This is a genomic window from Bacillus sp. L75 (assembly GCF_003676355.1).
Taxonomy (GTDB): domain Bacteria; phylum Bacillota; class Bacilli; order Bacillales; family Bacillaceae; genus Bacillus; species Bacillus velezensis.
In genome coordinates this window covers 279,575-297,469 of the sequence record NZ_ML064904.1, presented here as the reverse complement: position 1 = coordinate 297,469, position 17,895 = coordinate 279,575, and the positions used below count along the sequence as shown (strand labels likewise).

The 17,895-nt window shown below is 48.3% G+C and carries 21 protein-coding genes and 1 pseudogene; 9 read left to right on the top strand and 13 right to left on the bottom strand.

Features of this window, described 5'->3' with window-relative positions:
* Window positions 1-19 precede the first annotated feature (19 nt).
* From D5S11_RS10185 to D5S11_RS10165, 6 genes and pseudogenes are all read right to left on the bottom strand, one after another.
* Window positions 20-1,111 (bottom strand): acetyl-CoA C-acyltransferase, encoded by a 1,092-nt coding sequence (locus tag D5S11_RS10185; RefSeq protein WP_061581883.1) that lies wholly within the window; start codon window positions 1,109-1,111, stop codon window positions 20-22.
* Window positions 1,099-2,535 (bottom strand): acyl-CoA synthetase, encoded by a 1,437-nt coding sequence (locus D5S11_RS10180; protein ID WP_108725064.1) that lies wholly within the window; start codon window positions 2,533-2,535, stop codon window positions 1,099-1,101. The genes D5S11_RS10185 and D5S11_RS10180 overlap by 13 nt, the downstream gene beginning before the upstream one ends.
* 11 nt (window positions 2,536-2,546) lie before the next feature.
* On the bottom strand, window positions 2,547-3,104 hold the full coding sequence (locus tag D5S11_RS10175; protein WP_003155185.1) for a biotin transporter BioY: 558 nt from the start codon (window positions 3,102-3,104) through the stop codon (window positions 2,547-2,549).
* 130 nt (window positions 3,105-3,234) lie between these two features.
* Window positions 3,235-4,032: a methyl-accepting chemotaxis protein gene (locus D5S11_RS20480; RefSeq protein ID WP_371265894.1), complete on the bottom strand. Its 798-nt coding sequence runs from the start codon at window positions 4,030-4,032 to the stop codon at window positions 3,235-3,237.
* 9 nt (window positions 4,033-4,041) lie between these two features.
* Window positions 4,042-4,416 (bottom strand): annotated as a pseudogene (locus tag D5S11_RS20475) (protoglobin domain-containing protein); the annotation flags it as partial.
* Between the two features lie 231 nt (window positions 4,417-4,647).
* Window positions 4,648-6,171, bottom strand: a complete 1,524-nt coding sequence (locus D5S11_RS10165) for an FAD-dependent oxidoreductase (protein WP_108725063.1) — start codon at window positions 6,169-6,171, stop codon at window positions 4,648-4,650.
* 124 nt (window positions 6,172-6,295) lie between these two features.
* Here D5S11_RS10165 and D5S11_RS10160 point away from each other — a divergent pair, with 124 nt between their 5' ends.
* Entirely contained in the window at window positions 6,296-7,153 is an 858-nt protein-coding gene (locus tag D5S11_RS10160) for an SDR family oxidoreductase (protein ID WP_007610477.1), read from the top strand.
* 29 nt (window positions 7,154-7,182) lie between these two features.
* On the opposite strand, the gene D5S11_RS10155 is transcribed toward D5S11_RS10160, so the two are convergent.
* Window positions 7,183-7,416: an IDEAL domain-containing protein gene (locus D5S11_RS10155; protein WP_007409189.1), complete on the bottom strand. Its 234-nt coding sequence runs from the start codon at window positions 7,414-7,416 to the stop codon at window positions 7,183-7,185.
* A 315-nt stretch (window positions 7,417-7,731) separates the two neighbouring features.
* On the opposite strand from D5S11_RS10155, the gene D5S11_RS10150 reads away from it, so the two are divergent.
* The 3 genes from D5S11_RS10150 to D5S11_RS10140 all read left to right on the top strand — a co-directional run bounded on the left by D5S11_RS10150 (window position 7,732) and on the right by D5S11_RS10140 (window position 9,222).
* The gene (locus tag D5S11_RS10150; protein ID WP_003155179.1) at window positions 7,732-8,310 is read left to right on the top strand and encodes a competence protein ComK; all 579 of its coding nucleotides are present in this window, start codon (window positions 7,732-7,734) and stop codon (window positions 8,308-8,310) included.
* A gap of 145 nt (window positions 8,311-8,455) precedes the next feature.
* Window positions 8,456-8,824 (top strand): iron chaperone, encoded by a 369-nt coding sequence (locus D5S11_RS10145; protein WP_012117235.1) that lies wholly within the window; start codon window positions 8,456-8,458, stop codon window positions 8,822-8,824.
* Window positions 8,825-8,850: 26 nt separating this feature from the next.
* Window positions 8,851-9,222 carry an iron chaperone gene (locus D5S11_RS10140; RefSeq protein WP_042635035.1) on the top strand — a complete coding sequence of 124 codons (372 nt, stop codon included), beginning with the start codon at window positions 8,851-8,853 and terminating at the stop codon, window positions 9,220-9,222.
* Window positions 9,223-9,268: 46 nt separating this feature from the next.
* Here the strand turns inward: D5S11_RS10140 and D5S11_RS10135 are convergent, their stop codons facing one another.
* Together D5S11_RS10135 and D5S11_RS10130 are read right to left on the bottom strand one after the other, a co-directional pair.
* On the bottom strand, window positions 9,269-10,480 hold the full coding sequence (locus D5S11_RS10135) for a GNAT family N-acetyltransferase (RefSeq protein WP_108725062.1): 1,212 nt from the start codon (window positions 10,478-10,480) through the stop codon (window positions 9,269-9,271).
* A gap of 156 nt (window positions 10,481-10,636) precedes the next feature.
* Window positions 10,637-11,347, bottom strand: a complete 711-nt coding sequence (locus D5S11_RS10130) for a YrpD family protein (protein ID WP_007409183.1) — start codon at window positions 11,345-11,347, stop codon at window positions 10,637-10,639.
* A 195-nt stretch (window positions 11,348-11,542) separates the two neighbouring features.
* Here D5S11_RS10130 and D5S11_RS10125 point away from each other — a divergent pair, with 195 nt between their 5' ends.
* Window positions 11,543-11,812 carry an excalibur calcium-binding domain-containing protein gene (locus tag D5S11_RS10125; protein WP_003155168.1) on the top strand — a complete coding sequence of 90 codons (270 nt, stop codon included), beginning with the start codon at window positions 11,543-11,545 and terminating at the stop codon, window positions 11,810-11,812.
* A 32-nt stretch (window positions 11,813-11,844) separates the two neighbouring features.
* Here D5S11_RS10125 and D5S11_RS10120 read toward each other — a convergent pair whose 3' ends face one another.
* From D5S11_RS10120 to D5S11_RS10105, 4 genes are all read right to left on the bottom strand, one after another.
* Window positions 11,845-12,162 (bottom strand): YbjQ family protein, encoded by a 318-nt coding sequence (locus D5S11_RS10120; RefSeq protein WP_003155166.1) that lies wholly within the window; start codon window positions 12,160-12,162, stop codon window positions 11,845-11,847.
* A gap of 41 nt (window positions 12,163-12,203) precedes the next feature.
* The gene (locus D5S11_RS10115; protein ID WP_007409182.1) at window positions 12,204-13,673 is read right to left on the bottom strand and encodes a sodium:solute symporter family protein; all 1,470 of its coding nucleotides are present in this window, start codon (window positions 13,671-13,673) and stop codon (window positions 12,204-12,206) included.
* The gene (locus tag D5S11_RS10110; RefSeq protein ID WP_007409181.1) at window positions 13,670-13,870 is read right to left on the bottom strand and encodes a DUF3311 domain-containing protein; all 201 of its coding nucleotides are present in this window, start codon (window positions 13,868-13,870) and stop codon (window positions 13,670-13,672) included. Before D5S11_RS10110 ends, D5S11_RS10115 begins: the two co-directional genes overlap by 4 nt.
* 120 nt (window positions 13,871-13,990) lie before the next feature.
* The gene (locus tag D5S11_RS10105; protein WP_007409180.1) at window positions 13,991-14,350 is read right to left on the bottom strand and encodes a YhjD family protein; all 360 of its coding nucleotides are present in this window, start codon (window positions 14,348-14,350) and stop codon (window positions 13,991-13,993) included.
* A 152-nt stretch (window positions 14,351-14,502) separates the two neighbouring features.
* Between D5S11_RS10105 and D5S11_RS10100 the strand changes: the two genes are divergently transcribed.
* The 4 genes from D5S11_RS10100 (at window position 14,503) to D5S11_RS10085 (ending at window position 17,877) form a co-directional block, all read left to right on the top strand.
* A complete protein-coding gene (locus D5S11_RS10100; RefSeq protein ID WP_007409179.1) occupies window positions 14,503-15,129 on the top strand; it encodes a TVP38/TMEM64 family protein in 627 nt (208 codons plus the stop codon).
* A complete protein-coding gene (gene lepB, locus D5S11_RS10095; RefSeq protein ID WP_003155158.1) occupies window positions 15,126-15,641 on the top strand; it encodes a signal peptidase I in 516 nt (171 codons plus the stop codon). Before D5S11_RS10100 ends, lepB begins: the two co-directional genes overlap by 4 nt.
* A 147-nt stretch (window positions 15,642-15,788) precedes the next feature.
* Window positions 15,789-17,267: a monooxygenase gene (locus D5S11_RS10090; protein WP_108725061.1), complete on the top strand. Its 1,479-nt coding sequence runs from the start codon at window positions 15,789-15,791 to the stop codon at window positions 17,265-17,267.
* Between the two features lie 88 nt (window positions 17,268-17,355).
* On the top strand, window positions 17,356-17,877 hold the full coding sequence (locus tag D5S11_RS10085) for a MarR family transcriptional regulator (protein WP_012117244.1): 522 nt from the start codon (window positions 17,356-17,358) through the stop codon (window positions 17,875-17,877).
* The last annotated feature ends 18 nt before the right edge of the window (window positions 17,878-17,895 follow it).

Here is a 17,895-nt window from a genome sequence, read left to right as displayed (position 1 = left end):
ATCATCTATTATACTGCCGTTACGTTAACACTTCAAAGAGAAGCGCCAGTCCGACTCCGCCTCCGCTGCCGATCGCTGCTGCTGCGTAGCGGGCATCCGGGCGTCTTTTTGCTTCATAAAAAAGCCGGGTGACAAGCGCCGCCCCGGAAGCCCCGTACGGATGCCCGACGGCCAGAGCGCCGCCCCGGACATTTATTTTAGAATACGGCACTAGAAGCTGCTGTGAAAAAACGCATATTTTGACGGCAAACGCCTCGTTGATTTCGTATATATCAATATCATCCGGTGACAGGTCCCGTTCCTTCAAAAGTTTTTTGACGGCATACACCGGAGCTGCTGACGGATAATGCGGATGGACGCCGCTTACCGCGCTTCCGATAAAACGCAATCCCGGCTTTAAACCGAGAGACCGCGCTTTTTGTTCTTCCATCACACAAACTGCCGCCGCCCCGTCAGAAATTCCGCAGCTGTTGGCGGCGGTGACAGAGCCTCCGGACTGAAAGACGGGTTTGGCACGGGAGATGAGAGGCTCCATGTTCCGCTTTTTCAGCATGTTTTCGTCAGCGGCGAATCCGTGACAGGGAAGAATTTCCGGGCGGTACAAGCCGTCTTCGTGCGCTTTGACGCTCCGTTCATAGCTGAGAAGGGCATATTCGTCCTGCATCTTTCTCGTTACGCCGTAAGCCTGTGCCGTATACTCTGCTGCTATGCCCATATCAGGATCGCCGATGTGTTCAGGAGAAAAGCGCGCCCGGGATGAGAAAGGGGAACGGCTGCTGCTCTCCGCTCCTCCCGCGATGTATGTGCTCCCCGCACCGGCTTTAACAAAGTGGCACGCGACCCTCACGGCGTCCAGTCCGGAGCCGCACTGCCTGTCGATGGTCGTACCGGACACGCTCAAAGGAAGTCCGGCGGCCAAGGCTGACAGCCGGGCGAGATTCCCGCCGCGGCCCGTCGCGTTTCCGATCAGGACTTCATCAATGTCTTCGGGCATGTTCCGGCTCAAATGGCGGATCAGCGGAGCTGCCAAATCTTCTGGGAGACAGTCTTTTAACAGGCCGTTTTCCCGGGCGAAAATTGTCCGTTTCGCATCCGTAATTACAGCTTCCATTCCATCATGTCCTTTGCCTGCTTTTGTACGGCGGCACGGGCGATCTTTCCGCCGGCTGTTTCCGGTATTTCTGAAAACAGCCATTTCTTCGGGATTTTATATGCCGCCAGCTGCTCGCGGCACTGTTTCTTCAGTTCCTTTACATTTGCATCTCCGTCGATCACCGCAACGGCGATGCTGCCCCAATAATCATCAGGAATGCCGATGACGGCCGCTTTTCTGACGCCCGGACAGCGGTTGAGCACACGTTCTATCTCTTCCGGGAATACATTCAGGCCGCCTGATACGATCATCCCGTTTTCACGTCCTTCGATATAAAGATAGCCTTCACGATCAATATATCCCATGTCATCAACCGTCATCCAGCCGGAATCATCAGGTTTTGCGCCGTTGATGTATCCGGAAAATTTCATCGGGCTGTTCACAAAAATCTTCCCCGTTTCGCCCGGCATGCAGCGTTCTCCGCCGGGCCGGCGGATTTCGATTGTAACTTTTTCAAACGGGCGGCCCGCCGCGTCAGGCTTTCGGGCGCTGTCTTCAGGCGATAAGAACGCCACGAAACTCAGCTCAGACGTTCCGTAAAAATCGTACAACCGCAAATGGGGATAGCGCTCTGACAGCGCTTGTTTAGACGAAGCGGGCCAGTCTGCACCGGAAGAAATCACCTTGAGCGGTGTATCCGGAAACGACTCTAGTGAGAGCAGGGCGTCCGTCATTGTCGGAACGGTATATAGAACGTCAGCTTGTCTGAGCCGGTCTTTCATTCCGGCCGGGTTGAATTTTCTTTGAAGGATGACGGTTCCGCCGATAAACAAAGTGCTGACGGCGCCGTATAAAAAGTGTGACGAGCGAAGCGTGCCCGGTACCAGCACTTTGTCATCAGGGGAAATGCCGAATTCACGTTTCGTACAAGAAAAGCTCTCCAGCCACGAACGGTGAGAGCGGGTGAAGGCTTTCGGCTTACCGGTCGATCCCGAGGTGAATCCGGTATAAAAGGGCAGGCCGGCGTTTTTGATCAAAGCGCCTTCCGTTTTTTCCGCCTCGATCAAAGGCCTGCATTCATCCCACAGGATGACAGGCGTTTTGACGCCGTCCAGTCTGCCGCTCAGCCGGCGGTCACAGATGACGAGGCCGGTTTTGCTGATGTTCAGCTGGTCCGCGAGTTCCGCCGCTGCCGAGCGGGGATCTAACGGAACCGCCGTGCAGCCGGCATGCGCCGCCCCTGCGAAAAGTTGTAAAAAAGGGATGCCGTTCGGCAGTAATATTGCAATGTTTTTCGGCTTACCTAAAAGGCTGCCAAGCCAGTTTGCGGTTTGGTTAACCAGCCTGTTCCAAGTTTGATAGGTGATCTGTTCTGTTTCTGTCTGAATTGCGATCTGTTCCGGCGCTTGTCCGGCTGTATCTGAATATGATGATGTAATCATGATGACTAAAATCAGCTTCCTTTCGTCGGCAAAAGCCGGCTTGCTTGAAGAGTTTTTCTGATTCTTACGGCTGCGAATGAGGCTGCGGCCGCTTTAAGCAGATCTCCGGGCACATAGATGAGGCTGAGCTTTACGGCAGTTAAGATATCAATGTGCATCATAAAAGCCTGAACGGGAATGCCGATGACATACAAAAACAGCACGCCGAACAAGAACTGTCTGATAAACAAATGGGGGACAGCAGCTGAGCGAAGGCCTTGGATGCTGAGGCTCAGCAGTAATGCCGCCAGCGGATATGCGATGAGATATCCGGCGCTCGGCCCGAAAAAAACCCCGAACCCGCCTCTGCCGCCTGAAAGGAGAGGCGCTCCGCATGCCACAATCAGCAAAAAAAGCAATTGGCTTAAAAACGCCGCTTTCGGTTTTAGGATGCTTCCCGATAAGAGCACTCCGATCGTCTGGAGCGTAATCGGAACCGGCGTAAAGGATAAGAAAAGCGGCGGGAGCAGCCCCAAAAGTCCCATAATGGCGGTAAACACGGCAATATGCATCATTTCTGTCAATTTCATTATGTATTCCTCCAGCTTATCAAAATATGTTTATACAATAAAGCGAGTCTTTATATATGTCAACTCTATTATATTTTAAGTTAACATTAAAAAGACCGGCCCTTTATGAAAAAGGCCGATCGGTTTGTCTTTATTCTTCTGTAAGGATAACAAGTGAATCAACGGATGATGCAACGTGGGAAACGGCGCGGCTGACTTCTTGAAGGCCGCCGAGAAAGGCCTGCAAATCAACGTCGATTTTGCCTGTCTGGTCTTTGCTCGTTTTCATGCTTTGGACGATGTCATCAAACAGACGGTTGATCTGCGCCATTTTTTCTTTCGTTTCACTTACAAGTCCGTTTACATCTTTAATATGTTTGGACACGATGTTGATTTGTGTATTAGTATTGTTCACAAGCTCTGATACGGTGGAAACGGTTTTTTTCGTATCCTCTGAAAGCTTTCTTACCTCCGTCGCGACAACGGCGAACCCTTTGCCGTGCTCCCCGGCTCTCGCGGATTCTATTGAAGCGTTGAGTGACAGGAGATTCGTTTGCTCGGCGATCCCCGTCACGATGCCGAAGATTTTTTCGATCTGCTGGGCGATGTCATTCAGCTTGTCCATTTCTTCTTCAATCTGCAGAAGGCTGGCGTCGATTTTATTCATCTGCTGCTGCTGGCTTTCAAGCTCTTTTTTCCCGCCGATTGATTTTTCTTCGACATGTACGGAAGTGACGGTGCCGGCTTTTGACGCCTCGGAAATGCCCTCGGATTTATCGACCAGCTCCTGCACGGCTCTGCTCGTTTCTGAAAACAAATCAGCGAGTGATCCGGATGTTTCCTGGATTTTTTGATGAAGACGGGCTTTCTTTTCCTCTTGTTCGTCACGCTGGCAGTTATATTCGCTCTGGAATGCTTCAAGGACGAGCTGCTGTTCAAGATTCAATATTTTCGTCGTCGCTTTGATCGCTTTTAAAAGCTCATGCAAATCCGGAATGGTTGCTTCATATATGTTCATCATCGACAGAAGCAGATCCTGAAACGCTCCCATATACCATTTCGGTTCAAGGCCGATCCGCAAATGGATGGAAGCGATGCGCTGTCTTTTTTCAATGAATTCATCATCAATCGTGCCGGCAAACATCTCATGGATATGACGCCGTAATGTTTTTTTCAGGCGCTCGACCGTGCTGTGGTCGTTAATGATCGTCATTAATGATTTTTCGTGATCCAGGTTTCGGTAAAAGGAATCGACGATTGTTGAGATATGTTCTTTAATTAACGGCTGCAGCTCTTCAAGCACATGAAGTTCTTCGTTTCCAAGCCTGACCATTTTCAGCTGTTTTTGGACATCTGCATATTGATTTGAAAGCGCGATGCGTTTTTTTCCATCGGCTTCCGAAAAATAAGCTGTTTCTTTTTTGCGGTCTTTTTTAAATAACAATATAAGTTCCCCCAGATATTCTCTTTTTCTTTTTATCGGTATGGAAGGAACTTGAATGAAGGAATCTGATAAAAATATTTTAATGCAAAAAAATAAAACCATTCGTACAGAATGGTTTAGTCAATCTTGGGTGAGACGTTTCAGCGGCTTGATGGCGGGACCTTCGGCAACCCCGCCGTCAGGTGTGAACCGGGACCCGTGACAAGGACAGTCCCACGTCCGTTCGCCGTCATTCCATTCGACTTCACAGCCCAAATGGGTGCATGTCGTATCGACAAGATGCAGACAGCCTTTTTCATCTTTATAGGCGCCGGCCCGTTTGCCGTTTACCGTTACGATTTTTCCCTCCCCGGGCCGAAGAGTCTCAGGTGAAGCGTCCGGCCTCTCAAGTTTGCCCGAGATAAGGTGTTTGGCCACGTCGGCATTATAGGAAATCAGTTTTTTCAGTCCCGGATCTGCGTGGAAGCGTGACGGAATAAACAGGCCGGAAAACGGGTTCTTTTTGTTTTGAATATGATCAGCCAAAAGCTTCGCGGCGAGCGCTGAGCTTGTCATGCCCCATTTTTTAAAACCGGTCGCCGCCAAAATATGTTCTTCATCTCCTGAGATGGGACCGATGAACGGAATTTTGTCAATGGTGACAAGGTCTTGTGCAGACCAATGATATGGGATGCTTTCAACCCCGATTGTGTCTTCCGCAAATTGTTTCAGCGCTTCGTAATGCTCGGACATTTCTTTTCCCTGGCCTGTTTTGTGGCTTTCGCCGCCGACAAGAACCAGTTTTTCACCGTTCAAATCGGTGTATCGCAGTGATCTGGACGGCTTGTCTATGCTGAGATACATCCCGTCCGGATACGCTTGTTTCGGTTTTACCGCGAGTACGTAGGATCTGCTGGCATACATTCTGGCGGCGTAAAGCCCGCCTCCGTCATAAAAAGGAAAGTGGGAAGAGCAGACAATATAGCTGCACTTGATGCCGTGTCTGTTTTTCGTGACCACTTCCGGCTGCGGTTCTTTTTTTATGTCGATCGCAGCCGTCTGTTCAAAAATCCGCGCCCCGTTTTTAACGATCTCTTTGACGAGCGCCGCACCATATAAAAGCGGATGGAATTGCGCCTGATTCTTCATGGCGAGACCGAGCCTGCAATCAACGGGGACGGGAAGTTCTTTCACAAGCTCGTGTTCAATACCGAGCTTGGTATAAGCTTCCTGCTCACTGCGCATTTTTTTGACGCCTGATTCTGTATTCGTGTAAAGATATGCGTCTTGTTCAATCAGTCTGCAGTCAATCGAAAGGTCTCTGATGATCTGCTTCATGTCTTCCATGGCGCGGAGATGGGCTTCGAAATACAGCCTTGCGCTGGTCAGGCCGATCTGCTGAATAAGATCGGCATAGATGAAATCATGCTGGGCGGTGATTTTTGCGGTCGTTCCCGCGGTCGTCCCATTTAAAATCCGGTCTGCTTCAATGACAGCGACACGGAAACCTCTTTTCGTCAGTTCGTATGCCGTTGTCAGACCCGTAATTCCTCCGCCGATAATCGCAATATCGCATTCCGTATCTTCAGTGAGGGCGGGAAAGGAAGGAATGTCAGCTGTTGCTTTCCAATAGGAAGCCGGTTCGTCGTTTGAAAAAGTAGTCAATTCAGATTTACCTCCTCTGTTGTATATTCTTAATTTTTCCAATAAGACTCTGTTCATACATGAAATTCGTATAAGATGCTCAAATTACTCATAATATAGTAATTAATGTAAAGGAGTGATCAAAATGGCTAATCAGAAGAAGAAAACCTTGCCGCCGCAGCATCAAAACCGGCAGCCGGGCTTTGAATATGTAATGGACCCGCGCCCCGTTTTTGACAAACCGAAAGCGGCGAAAAAACTTGAAGGGAAAACGGCGATCATCACGGGCGGAGACAGCGGGATCGGCCGCGCCGTATCCGTTTTATTCGCGAAGGAAGGCGCTAATGTGGTCATCGTTTACTTTGACGAGCATCAGGATGCCGAAGAGACGAAGCAATATGTAGAAAAAGAGGGGGCGAAGTGTCTGCTGATCGCAGGGGATGTCGGCGACGAAGCCTTTTGCAACGATGTCATCCGCCAGGCGGGCCAAGCCTTTCCTTCCATTGACATCCTGGTCAACAACGCAGGTGAGCAGCACGTGCAGCCGGGGATTGAGAAAATCACGAGCCACCAGCTCATCAGAACGTTTCAGACGAATATTTTTTCAATGTTTTACTTAACGAAAGCCGCGCTCCCTCACCTGAAAAAAGGAAGTTCAATCATTAATACGGCCTCTATTACCGCCTATAAAGGCCACAAAACATTGATTGACTATTCAGCGACAAAAGGGGCGATCGTCACGTTTACAAGATCTCTTTCCCAATCTCTTGTCACTCAGGGCATCAGGGTAAACGCAGTGGCGCCGGGGCCGATCTGGACGCCGCTGATCCCGGCGAGCTTCTCGGCGAAGGAAGTGGAAGTCTTCGGCTCAGACGTGCCGATGCAGCGCCCCGGCGAGCCTGTTGAAGTGGCGCCAAGCTATTTGTACTTAGCAAGCGATGATTCCTCATATGTCACGGGCCAGACGATTCATGTGAACGGCGGAACCATCGTAAACGGATAATCTAAAAAAGCCAATCCATATGGATTGGCTTATTCACTCTGTTTGAGTGCGGCATATTCTTTTGAAAGCGTGAGGAACGCTTCTTTATTTTTATCATCAAGCGCCTTATTAATCTGCATGGTCAGCATGGCGAGCCGGCGTTTATACAAGGATTCATCAAGCACCATTTGAATGTAAATATCGGCCATTGTCACATCGAATTCGTTTGCTTTTTGCGTGTTGCGGGACTTCATGAGCTCAGTGTACGACTTTTTCTCTTTCATAAAGAATCCCCCCAATGCCTTTTTTATAGTATATGGATAACGACCGGAAAAATCAATTAATTTTTATAATCTTTAGACAACTAATACTTGGAAATATATCGACATATCCTGCAAATTGACGAAAAAACGAAAATGATCATCGTATAAATGAGGTGAAACGAAAAAGAAAAACAATATTTAAATAGTAATTTAAGACTAAATTACATCTTTAAAAGGTGATTTTTAGCTATATTCAAAAAAAACCTGTCGTTTTCCAATGACAGATGATAGATTATTAGTATAAATTTTCAAGAAAAGGATTGGAGGCTGCACATTATGTGCCAGAAAACACACGCACCCTTAGAAAGCTACGAAGTAAATCGTTCAACCATCGCTGTTTTGCCTGAGGAAATAGACGGTAAAATGGGGTCGAAGGTCATTGAAAAAGACTGCATTCTGTATGTCAGCATGAAGCCGATTCACATCATCGACAGAAGCTGCCGCTACTTTGGCTCCAGCTATGCCGGGAGAAAAGCGGGAACATATGAAGCGATTAAAATTTCTCACAAGCCGCCGATTATGGTGGACCCTTCAAATCACATCTTTTTATTCCCTACACTTTCTTCTGCAAGGCCTCAATGCGGCTGGATATCTCATGTGCACGTTAAAGATTTTCAACCGACGGCATTTGATGACACAGCTGTCACGTTCTCAAACGGCAAAACGATGGAACTGGAAGTATCCTATCATTCTTTTGAAAATCAGGTTTACAGAACCGCCTATCTCAGAACCACTTTTCAGGACAGGATGGGCAGTCATATCCCGAAGCGGCAGGAATTCATGCTGTATCCGAAAGAAGAGCGGACAAGAATGATCTACGACTTTATTTTGCGGGAGCTGGGGGAGAGATATTAGAGAAAGCTGTGATGTGAAGGGACGGGCCCTCTCCTTTTGGGGAGGGCTTTTTTCGATTTACATGCCCGGCCAGAGTTGTATCGTGTCCGTCTGTTGGCTATGATGATGTAAAGAGTAATGATATTTCATTTTAGGAGAGATGGGCATGGATGTGTTTGCAAAATATGTATCAGGAATCGATAACCCGGATCACCGTCTCAAAGCAGAGGAAATTTTGTCGTGGACGGCTGGCCAATTTCCGAACTTAGAAGCGCAGATCAAGTGGAACAAACCGACATTTACCGATCACGGCACCTATATCATTATGTTTGCCGCGGCAAAAAATCATTTGAGCATTTTACCTGAAAAAGAGACGATGGAGCATTTTGCCGATGACATCGCTCAAGCCGGGTACAGCGCTTCTTCGCGCCTGTTCCGAATTCGATGGACTGATCCGGTGCACTATGATCTGCTTAAGAAGATCATCGAATTTAACATCAAGGAAAAAGCTGAAAATCCGGGTTTTTGGCGCTAGCGGACGTGATGTTGATGGAGGAAGACATGGACGTTTTCAAAGACTATTTATCAAGTATCGACAGTCCTGATCATCGTCTGCGAATGGAGGAAATCCTGTCGTGGACGGCTGACCAATTTCCGAACTTAGAAGCGCAGATCAAGTGGAACACGCCGATGTTTACCGATCACGGCACCTTTGTTATCGGCTTTGCGGCAGCGAAGCATCATGTAAGTGTTTCCCCCGAAGAAGCGGGTATTACGCATTTTGCCGGCGACATTGCCCGCGCCGGCTACAGCGCTACTTCCCGCTTATTCAGAATTCAATGGACTGAACCGGTGCATTATGAGCTGCTTGAACGCATGATTCAATTTAATATTCAGGATAAGGCGGACTGCTCAGCATTTTGGCGGAAATAATGAAAGGAATGTTAAAAAAACAACCCTGAGGAGGGCTGTTTTTTTATTAAAAGTAATCCGAGAAATAAGGGGTTTGCGTTTCCAGCAAATCCTCAATGAATTCCAATGTGTCCGGGCTGCATTCGAGCCGGCCCGTGCGGTGAAGGTATTCTGGTTTCCGGTATGCAAATAATAATGCCGTCATCGTCTGAATATCCAGTTTCGCCGCATCAGCATCGCCGCCCGGGCTTAAAACGGCTTTTCCTTCAGGCGAAATCTCCGCTGTAAAGACGCCCTGATTCCATTCAAGCAGCGGATCTTCCAGTGTAAAAGACCATGTCCGCTTCTCTTTTTGCGGTTTAAAGGGATACTGATTGATAAATTGCTCAATATCGACAATCCGGGCCATAAAGTAAGGAGAAATCGTTTCCTCAATTTCAGCATCTTCTAACAGAAAGGCGATCGGTTCATTAGAATAATTGTCGCCGACGACTTTTGTCACCATGGAGAAATGAGCCGAAATAAAGTTCCACAGGCCTCTTCGCGCTTCTTCATTTACATATACCATTTCTTTAATATGAAAAACTTCATCTGCAATCCAGTAAAGAACATAACCGTTCGCCTGTCTGGATTGGTCATAATACACGGCAGCCGTAAGCTCTTCTAAATCCCAGCGCCAATATTCATCCCATGCCAGTTCATTTCTGATCATGGCCGCATGGCTTTTATGCGCGAATCGGCTGTATACTTCTTTAATGACCTCATGTTCCGGCTTGACGCGTTCCACTTCACCGGAAACGGTGCTCATTTTCGGGAGCTGAAAGTCTTTCACCTCAAACGTCATTTTATCGCTGATAATTTCCCAGCCTTTTCTTCTGTAGTAAGGGATGGAGTAGGGGAACAAATAGGATACGGACTGACCGCGCTCACGCATGTCAACTAATGCTTTGTATAACAGTTTCGCCATTAATCCCATATTGGCGTACTCGGGATATGTTCCGACCCCCGTCACACCGCCCATTTCGAACGTTTTATTAAAAATCCGGACTTGAAATGGATAAACGGCCGCCTGTGAAACGAGTTTGTCTTTGTCAAACCAGCCCAATACATGCGCTTGTTCCAAAACGGGGAGTTTTGCGGAGGCGATTTCGGGTTCCTTCCATCCCACTTCATGCAGATTACTGTTCGTGACTTGGAAAACATATCGGAGCAGCTGATTAAATTGCTGCAAATGTTTCGGTTTGACTTTCTTTAATTCAAGCCTTTTTTCTCTGTTCATAAATTTCGCTCCTGTATGAATAATGACTGAACGTCAATCATTTTTGTGGTTTACATAAAGTGTACATGAAAATCCGCCTCGTTTCCAATTTTTCACCCGGCGGCAGTATTGACATAACGAAACGCACGATGACAGAAATCGTGCGTTCAAAATTCTTTATTTGATGACAGACATGCTGACGCTGCTGCCTGACACTGTCAATTTGGCAAAATCCTGTGTATCAATCACAGGTGTGACTGCTTTATTGTCGATCGTGATGTTCGTAAAGGCTGTTGAGAAGTTTGATTTGATGTAAGGGCGCTGATCCTCTGATGTGACCGCGACGGTGGCGAGCGCTTTCCATTTTGAGACAGAGCCTACATTGGTTTGGGCGAGTTCTGAGATAATGCGGCCGGTGTATCCGTCATTATTTGTGCCCCAGTATGTGGCGCGGGTATTGCCGTTCAGATTTTTGTAGATGGTCAGCTGTACGGTGCTGCCGGGCCGGAAGCCTTTCGTATAGGTGAATTGGCTTTCTCCTTCCAGATACTTGACCTGGCCTTGTCCCTTTGAACCGACTTTCATGATCGGTTTCCATACATGATAGGTGTCACTGTACTGAAGTCCGATATCAGCCTCTGTGCCTCCGGTAAATCCTGAGTAAATATAGGCTGTCCCATTTGACACCTGAATTGAGCTTGGAAGCTGAATTTTCGTGACGAGAACTGAGCCCGTGCTGTTCAGGTAGGCCCTTCCGCCGATTCCTTTGCTGAGCTGGGACGCCGCTTCCGCCGTATTGGGGCTGATCACCCCCGGAATTTCCGCCGTACATGTGCCGAATAGAACGGCTGTAGTGAGCACACCCGCAAAAAGCCCTTTTTTCATCATCATTTCTCCTCCTATCATCATAGTCAGATCGCGCTATCAATTCATATTATAAAAGGTTTTGGGAAAAATTCCATAAAAGATATACGGGCGGACGTAAATTAAAACTATTTTCCTATTTATCTTGTAAATGGATATTATTTGAACTATGATATGTTCAGCAATACCGCATAACTCAGGAGAGGGGATAGGATAGAAATGAAAAAGACGGCAGCTGTGCTTTTGTCTTTCGGTCTTGTGTTCGGATGTTCATACGGAGCGGGGCAGACGGCAGAAGCGAAAACAAAGGTGAAAACGTATCAAAACTGCAAGGCGCTGAATAAGGTGTATAAGGGCGGAGTGGCCAAATCGTCGAAAGTGAAAAACAAGGGCGGCAGAACAAAGTACAAGCCGTATGTATCAAAAGCGCTTTACAATGCAAATAAAAGACTTGACCGAGATAAAGACTATATCGCATGTGAGAAATAAAAAAACAAGCCTCTTTAAAGAGGCTTGTTTTTTTAAATGGATTCGGCGGTGACGGCGGTTCCGTATCCGATTAATTCGGATGTGTTCTGTCCTGCGGTCAGTTCGAACCGCAGGCCGACGATGGCGTTCGCTCCGAGCTGCTCCGCCTCTCTGATCAGCCGCTCTTTCACCGCTTTTTTGGAGTCTTCCAGCATTTCAGTATAGCTTTTCAATTCGCCGCCGACGACAGATTTTAAGCCTGCAAGCAAGTCTTTGCCGATGTGTCTGGACTGGACGATACTGCTTGTCACCAAGCCTTTCACTTCCGTAATCTGTTTTCCGGCGACGGTTTCGGTCGTTGTCATGATCATGCGTTTTTCCCCTTTCGTGTATCTTACCGCTATCTTACCATTTAAGCCGCCTTTTCGGCTGCGCTGATTTGTTTTTTTCTGACTGCGGCGCTGACTGCAAACATGACGGCAATGTTCAGAACCAGTGCGATGATGCCTGTATTCATATCCTTAACGATCTGCGGAAGAAACGGAAAGAGGGTTCCGATGGTTGATTCGGTCAGCGTAATGAAGGCCACCGTTCCGACCCCGGCCGTTATGCCGGCAAAAGCGCCGTGGCTTGTGATGAAACGCCGCTTCGGCAGGCTGAATAAGAGGGCGGGGAAAAGCTGGGTGACAAGGCTGTAGCCCATTAAAAGCAAGGTGACGATGGTATTTCCGCCTTTCAGCGTAAAATATACGGATATCAGCGCGATGACGGGTACGGCGTATTTTGCGAGCCGTGAGACTTTTTCGTCAGTCGTGCCGGGCAGAATGGCTTTGTACACATTTTTGGCGAACAGCGTGCTTGAGGCCATTAATATCATTGAACCGGGTACAAGCGCCGTCAGAATGCCCGCCGATCCGATCAGTCCGACAAACCAGGGATCAAAGGTTTTCACAGACAGCTTTAATAAGGCGAGATCCGTGTCCGCCCCTTTTAAACCGGGCACCTGCAGAATCGCCGCAAATCCGGTAAAGATGACAAACAGCAGGACGAGCTGATAAAGAGGCATGATGATCGCGTTTTTCCGAAACACCCGCGGATGCTCCGCCGAATAGGAAGCGGCAAAGGTATGGGGCCACATATAAAAGCCGAGGGCGGTCAGCAAAACCGTTGAGCTGAACCAGGAAACGCTCTGTCCGGTTTCCGGCAGCGTGAGAAAACCGGGTTTTGCGGCGTCAATTTGTTTGAACATCTCCGTAAACCCGCCATAGTAATGAATGGGCAGATAAATGCCTAAATACAGGACGATGCCTAAAATCATGATATCTTTAACGACTGATATCCACGCTGAACCGTGGATTCCTGATATCATCACATAAATCGTGATGGAGACAGCGCCGATCCAGACAGCGGCTGAGGGCGGAATCTGTCCGTATGACGTTGCTGAAACAATTAATCCGAGCCCTTTCAGCTGCAGGACGAGATAGGGGATGAGGGATGCGATGCCGACGAGCGATACGAGAATGCCGAGGAGCGGGCTGTTGTATTTTGAAATAAAAAAATCTGATTGCGACATCAGTTTGTGTTGTTTGGCGTAAGTCCACACGGCTGGCAGAAGCCAATATGACAAAATGTAGGCAAGGCAGCCGTACGCGATAATATAAAAGGCGGGGCCTCCTTTTCCGTAAGCCCACCCGCTTCCGCCGAGGAATGTAAAGGTCGTGTATATTTCTCCCGCCATTAATAAAAAGACAAACATCGTGCCGAAGCCGCGTCCGCCCACCGTCCATTGTTCAAGGTCCATATGTTTTCCTTTTCGGGCCCGGATTCCGAGATATACACAAAACAGGAGCACGGCGGCCATTACGGGAAATGCTGCGTTCATTCCGCCTCACCCGCCTTGTTTTCTTTGTCCAATTTGTAAACGGCGGCCATCAGAACGGAAGTCAGCACCGCCCAGATGACGACATACGCGAGAATGAAAGGCATTCCGAAAACATAAGGCGTCACCCGGTTGGCAAATGGAATGCCGGCGAGAATTCCGAAAAAGGGCAGGGCGGCGAGAACATGAATCAGTTTCATAACATTCCTCCTTTTCATTGAAAACAGCGTGTCCCGATTATAAAGAAAATCATGTCGAATGTATAGTGTGAATAGTCTGAAATTTATCAGTTGAAAAGGAAAAGCAGTCCCGGCTGCTTTTTAAATGGTCGCAAGAGACAGGTAATATTCTAATAAGGCGGTTACCTGTTCCCGTATTCTCGGGTTGAAATAACGGTGTTTTTCTTCATAGCCGTTAATGGTGCATATATAAAGCGTAAATGCTTCGTCTCTTTCCGCTTCGTATATTTTAATTTTACGCTTTCTTAACTCTTTTCGAACATCACTCAAATCCTTTTGTGCTAATTTTAAAGAGCAGCTGATAAGCTGTTTATAGGGTTGTTTTAATTTGAACGGGCACGAATCAAGCGCTTCGAGGTCCCGGTTCAGGATGGCAGCCGCCATGGGCAGAAACAGCCCTTTTTCGATGAGATCGCGGGTGCTGCTCCGGATGTCAGGCATAAATACTCCTTCTTTCTTAAAAAAGAGAACGTTTGTTCTTATTTTATACTCGCTTACACGATATTTCAAGTCGGAAAATCTCGTAAACATTTTCGTTTTTTGGAGATAATGTGTAGAATAAGGATAGACAAACTCGTTAAGGAGTATAAACGTTGGAGCAATTTTTATCATATTTGACTGAGGAACAGCTGACGGAATGGTTCCAAAGCTATAGAGCTTTCGGCCCGGCGGCTGCGGCTGCACTGCCTTTTATTGAAGCGTTTCTTCCGTTTTTGCCGCTCGTTGTATTTGTGGTGGCGAATACGAATGCATTTGGTTTGTGGGAAGGTTTTTTTCTGTCATGGCTCGGGTCTGCGGCAGGATCGATGCTGATGTTTTATGCCGTCCGCCGTTTCGGACAGAAAAGAGCTTTCGGTTTCATCCGCAGGCATCAGACCATAAGGCGGATGATGCTCTGGGTTGAGCGGCACGGTTTCGGTCCGCTGTTTATTTTGCTTTGCTTCCCCTTTACGCCGTCCGCTGCGGTTCATATCGTTGCCGGCCTGTCACGGGTGGGGGCGCTGCAGTTTATATCAGCAGCCGCTATGGGGAAAATGGTCATGATCTTTATGATCAGCTTTATCGGGTATGATCTTCACGCACTCATGACACAGCCTTTCAGGATGGCGGGCGCCATAATGGTGATCGCGGTGCTGTGGTATGTCGGAAAGCATATCGAACGGCGTTTACAGATGAGAATCAGTCAGCATGAGAAAGACGGAGGGAGACAGGAATCTTGAAAAAACGATTTTGGTTTATAGCCGGCGTGCTTATCGTTGTGTTGGCCATACAATTAAAGAATGCCATTTTTATTGATTATAAAGTCGAAGGAATCAGCATGAATCCGACCTTTAAACAAGGAAATGAGCTGATGGTCAATAAGTTTTCCCATCGTTACAAAACGATCCGCCGTTTCGATATTGTCCTGTTCAAAGGCCCGCACCGCAAAGTGCTGATCAAACGTGTCATCGGGCTCCCCGGCGAGTCAATCGCATACAGGGAGGATCAGCTGTATGTGAATGGAAAACGGGTGGCGGAACCGTTTTTAAAACCCTTAAAGTCATCATTGTCCGCTGGGAGCCATGTGACCGGTGATTATACGCTGAAGGAAACGACCGGGCGCAAAAGCATACCGAAGGGACAATACTTTGTTATTGGCGACAACCGCATATACAGCCTCGACAGCCGTCATTTCGGTCCGATTAAGGATAAAGACATTGTCGGAGTCATCAGTGAATCAGACGCCAAGTAAACGGCGTCTTTTTTTTCGGAAATGATTGTAAAAAAGCAGAGGGAAGACTATAATGAAAATTGTTACGCGCGAAACAAAAAGGAGGCGTTTTATTTTTTGGTAATTTTGTTACGTGCGTAACAAAAAATATGAAAGAGGGCTGATGAGATGAAAACACAGGCTGCCATTATCGGGGGAGGTCCGGTCGGGCTTATGCTTGCATCAGAACTGGCGCTGGCCGGAGTGAAAACGACTGTTATTGAACGATTGAAGAAGACGGTGCCATATTCCAAAGCGCTTATCATGCATCCGCGCACACTTGAGCTTTTTGCCATGAGAGGCATATTGGAACGCTTTTTGGAAAAAGGGACGAAGGTGTCTTCCGGCCATTTTTCCATGCTGGATACACGGCTGGATTTTTCTCGGCTGGATACGAAGCAGAATTATTCGTTAATGCTGCCTCAGGCAGAAACGGAGCGGATTTTGGAGGAGTATGCATCAAGTCTCGGCGCAGACATCATCCGCGGGGCGGAAGCGGTGGCTGTCACCCAGACGGATGACGGAGTGGAGACGGTGTTCCGGGACGAAAGCGGTATCCGCACTCTTCACAGCTTATATGCCGCGGGTACAGACGGAGCGGGGAGCATTGTCAGGAAACAGGCGGGCATCGCTTTTTCGGGCACTGATGCCGACTTAACAGGAACCCTCTGTGATGCCGCTTTGACACATCCGCCCGAATCTTCCTTTTTTTCAACGTGCCGCCTGGAGGGATCGGTTGTGATTGTCCCTCTTACGGACGGACTTTTCCGCGTCCTCATCGTTTCTCCGCACGCTCCGCAAAAGCGGAAGGAAGAGCCGGTCACCGAAAATGAGCTGAAAGAAGACCTGCGGCGGATATGCGGCACTGATTTCGGATTGAGTGATCCGGTATGGATGTCGCGGTTCGGCAATGCCGAGCGTCAGGCTGAGCAGTACCGCTCCGGCCGGGTTTTTGTGGCCGGTGATGCGGCGCACATTCATTTTCCCGCAGGCGGCCAAGGGCTGAACACGGGGCTTCAGGATGCCTTCAACCTCGGCTGGAAGCTGGCGGCGCAAATGAAGGGGAAAGCGGCGCCTCATCTTCTGGACAGCTATCATCAGGAAAGGCACAGCACAGGAAAAGAAGTATTGCACAATATAAAAACCCAGATAAAGCTCATGGATTTTACCGAGTCGGGGATGGCATTAAGAGAAACGATGACCGCTTTGCTGGATTTTCAGGAGTCCAACCGTTTATTGGCGGGAAAAGTATCCGCGCTTGATCTGCATTATGAACCGGATGCGGAGCTGCCGCCGCATACCCTGAACGGAAAACGCCTGCCGGATATCGAATTGACCCTTCATGACGGGCGGCCGGCCCGGCTGTATGATTTTCTTCATAAGGGCGCCTTTGTGCTTTTGTCATTAAGAGGGAGCATTCCCGCCGGTATTGATACGGACAGCGTGGCAGCTGTCAGTGCGGAGCTTGCTGAAACACGTGCCGATTGGGATGACGTCCACACCGTTTTAATCCGGCCGGACGGCCACGCGGCATGGGCAGCCGGCGGCTCGGGACGTGAAGCGGAAGAAGCTGTTCTGACCGGTTTGGAGAGATGGGGATTCATCTGATACCCTTTTATGCGCCTGTGTGATTGTTTCTTGTGTAACAAAACGTTATAGTAAAAGAAACAATCAATACGGAAGGGTGATTCAGCAGTTGGACAGAAGACAGCCAGACCATGCAAAACACATGATTCTTGAAGGGCTGACAGATATTTTTCACGAGCAGGAGAGGTGTCAGGAGGACATCAGGGCGTCGTTGGCCGGACGGATGGACGAACTCCGTGAAGAAAACGGAAAAAAATTACAGCTGACCTTGACGGAAATTCACATTTTGTCGTGTATCGGAGATCATGAACCGATCAATGTCACGTCAATAGCGGAAAAAATGAAGACGACAAAGCCGACCGTGTCGAGGAGCTGCGCGAAGTTTTTGGAAGCCGGCTTTCTGCGCAGGACCCGGCTGAGCGACAATAAAAAAGAAGTCTATTTCCGGCTGACTCCTGCCGGGAAAGAGCTGCATTCCCTTCATCATGAATATCATGAATTGATAAAAAAGCGGCTCTTGGCATTTTTAGACCGCTATACAGATGAAGAACTGTTATTTGCTGAACGGCTGTTCCGTGATCTTTCAGCAAACTGGCGGTCTGTAAATGGCGGCGGAGAGCTGTTCAAATAAAAAACACGCATATGGATG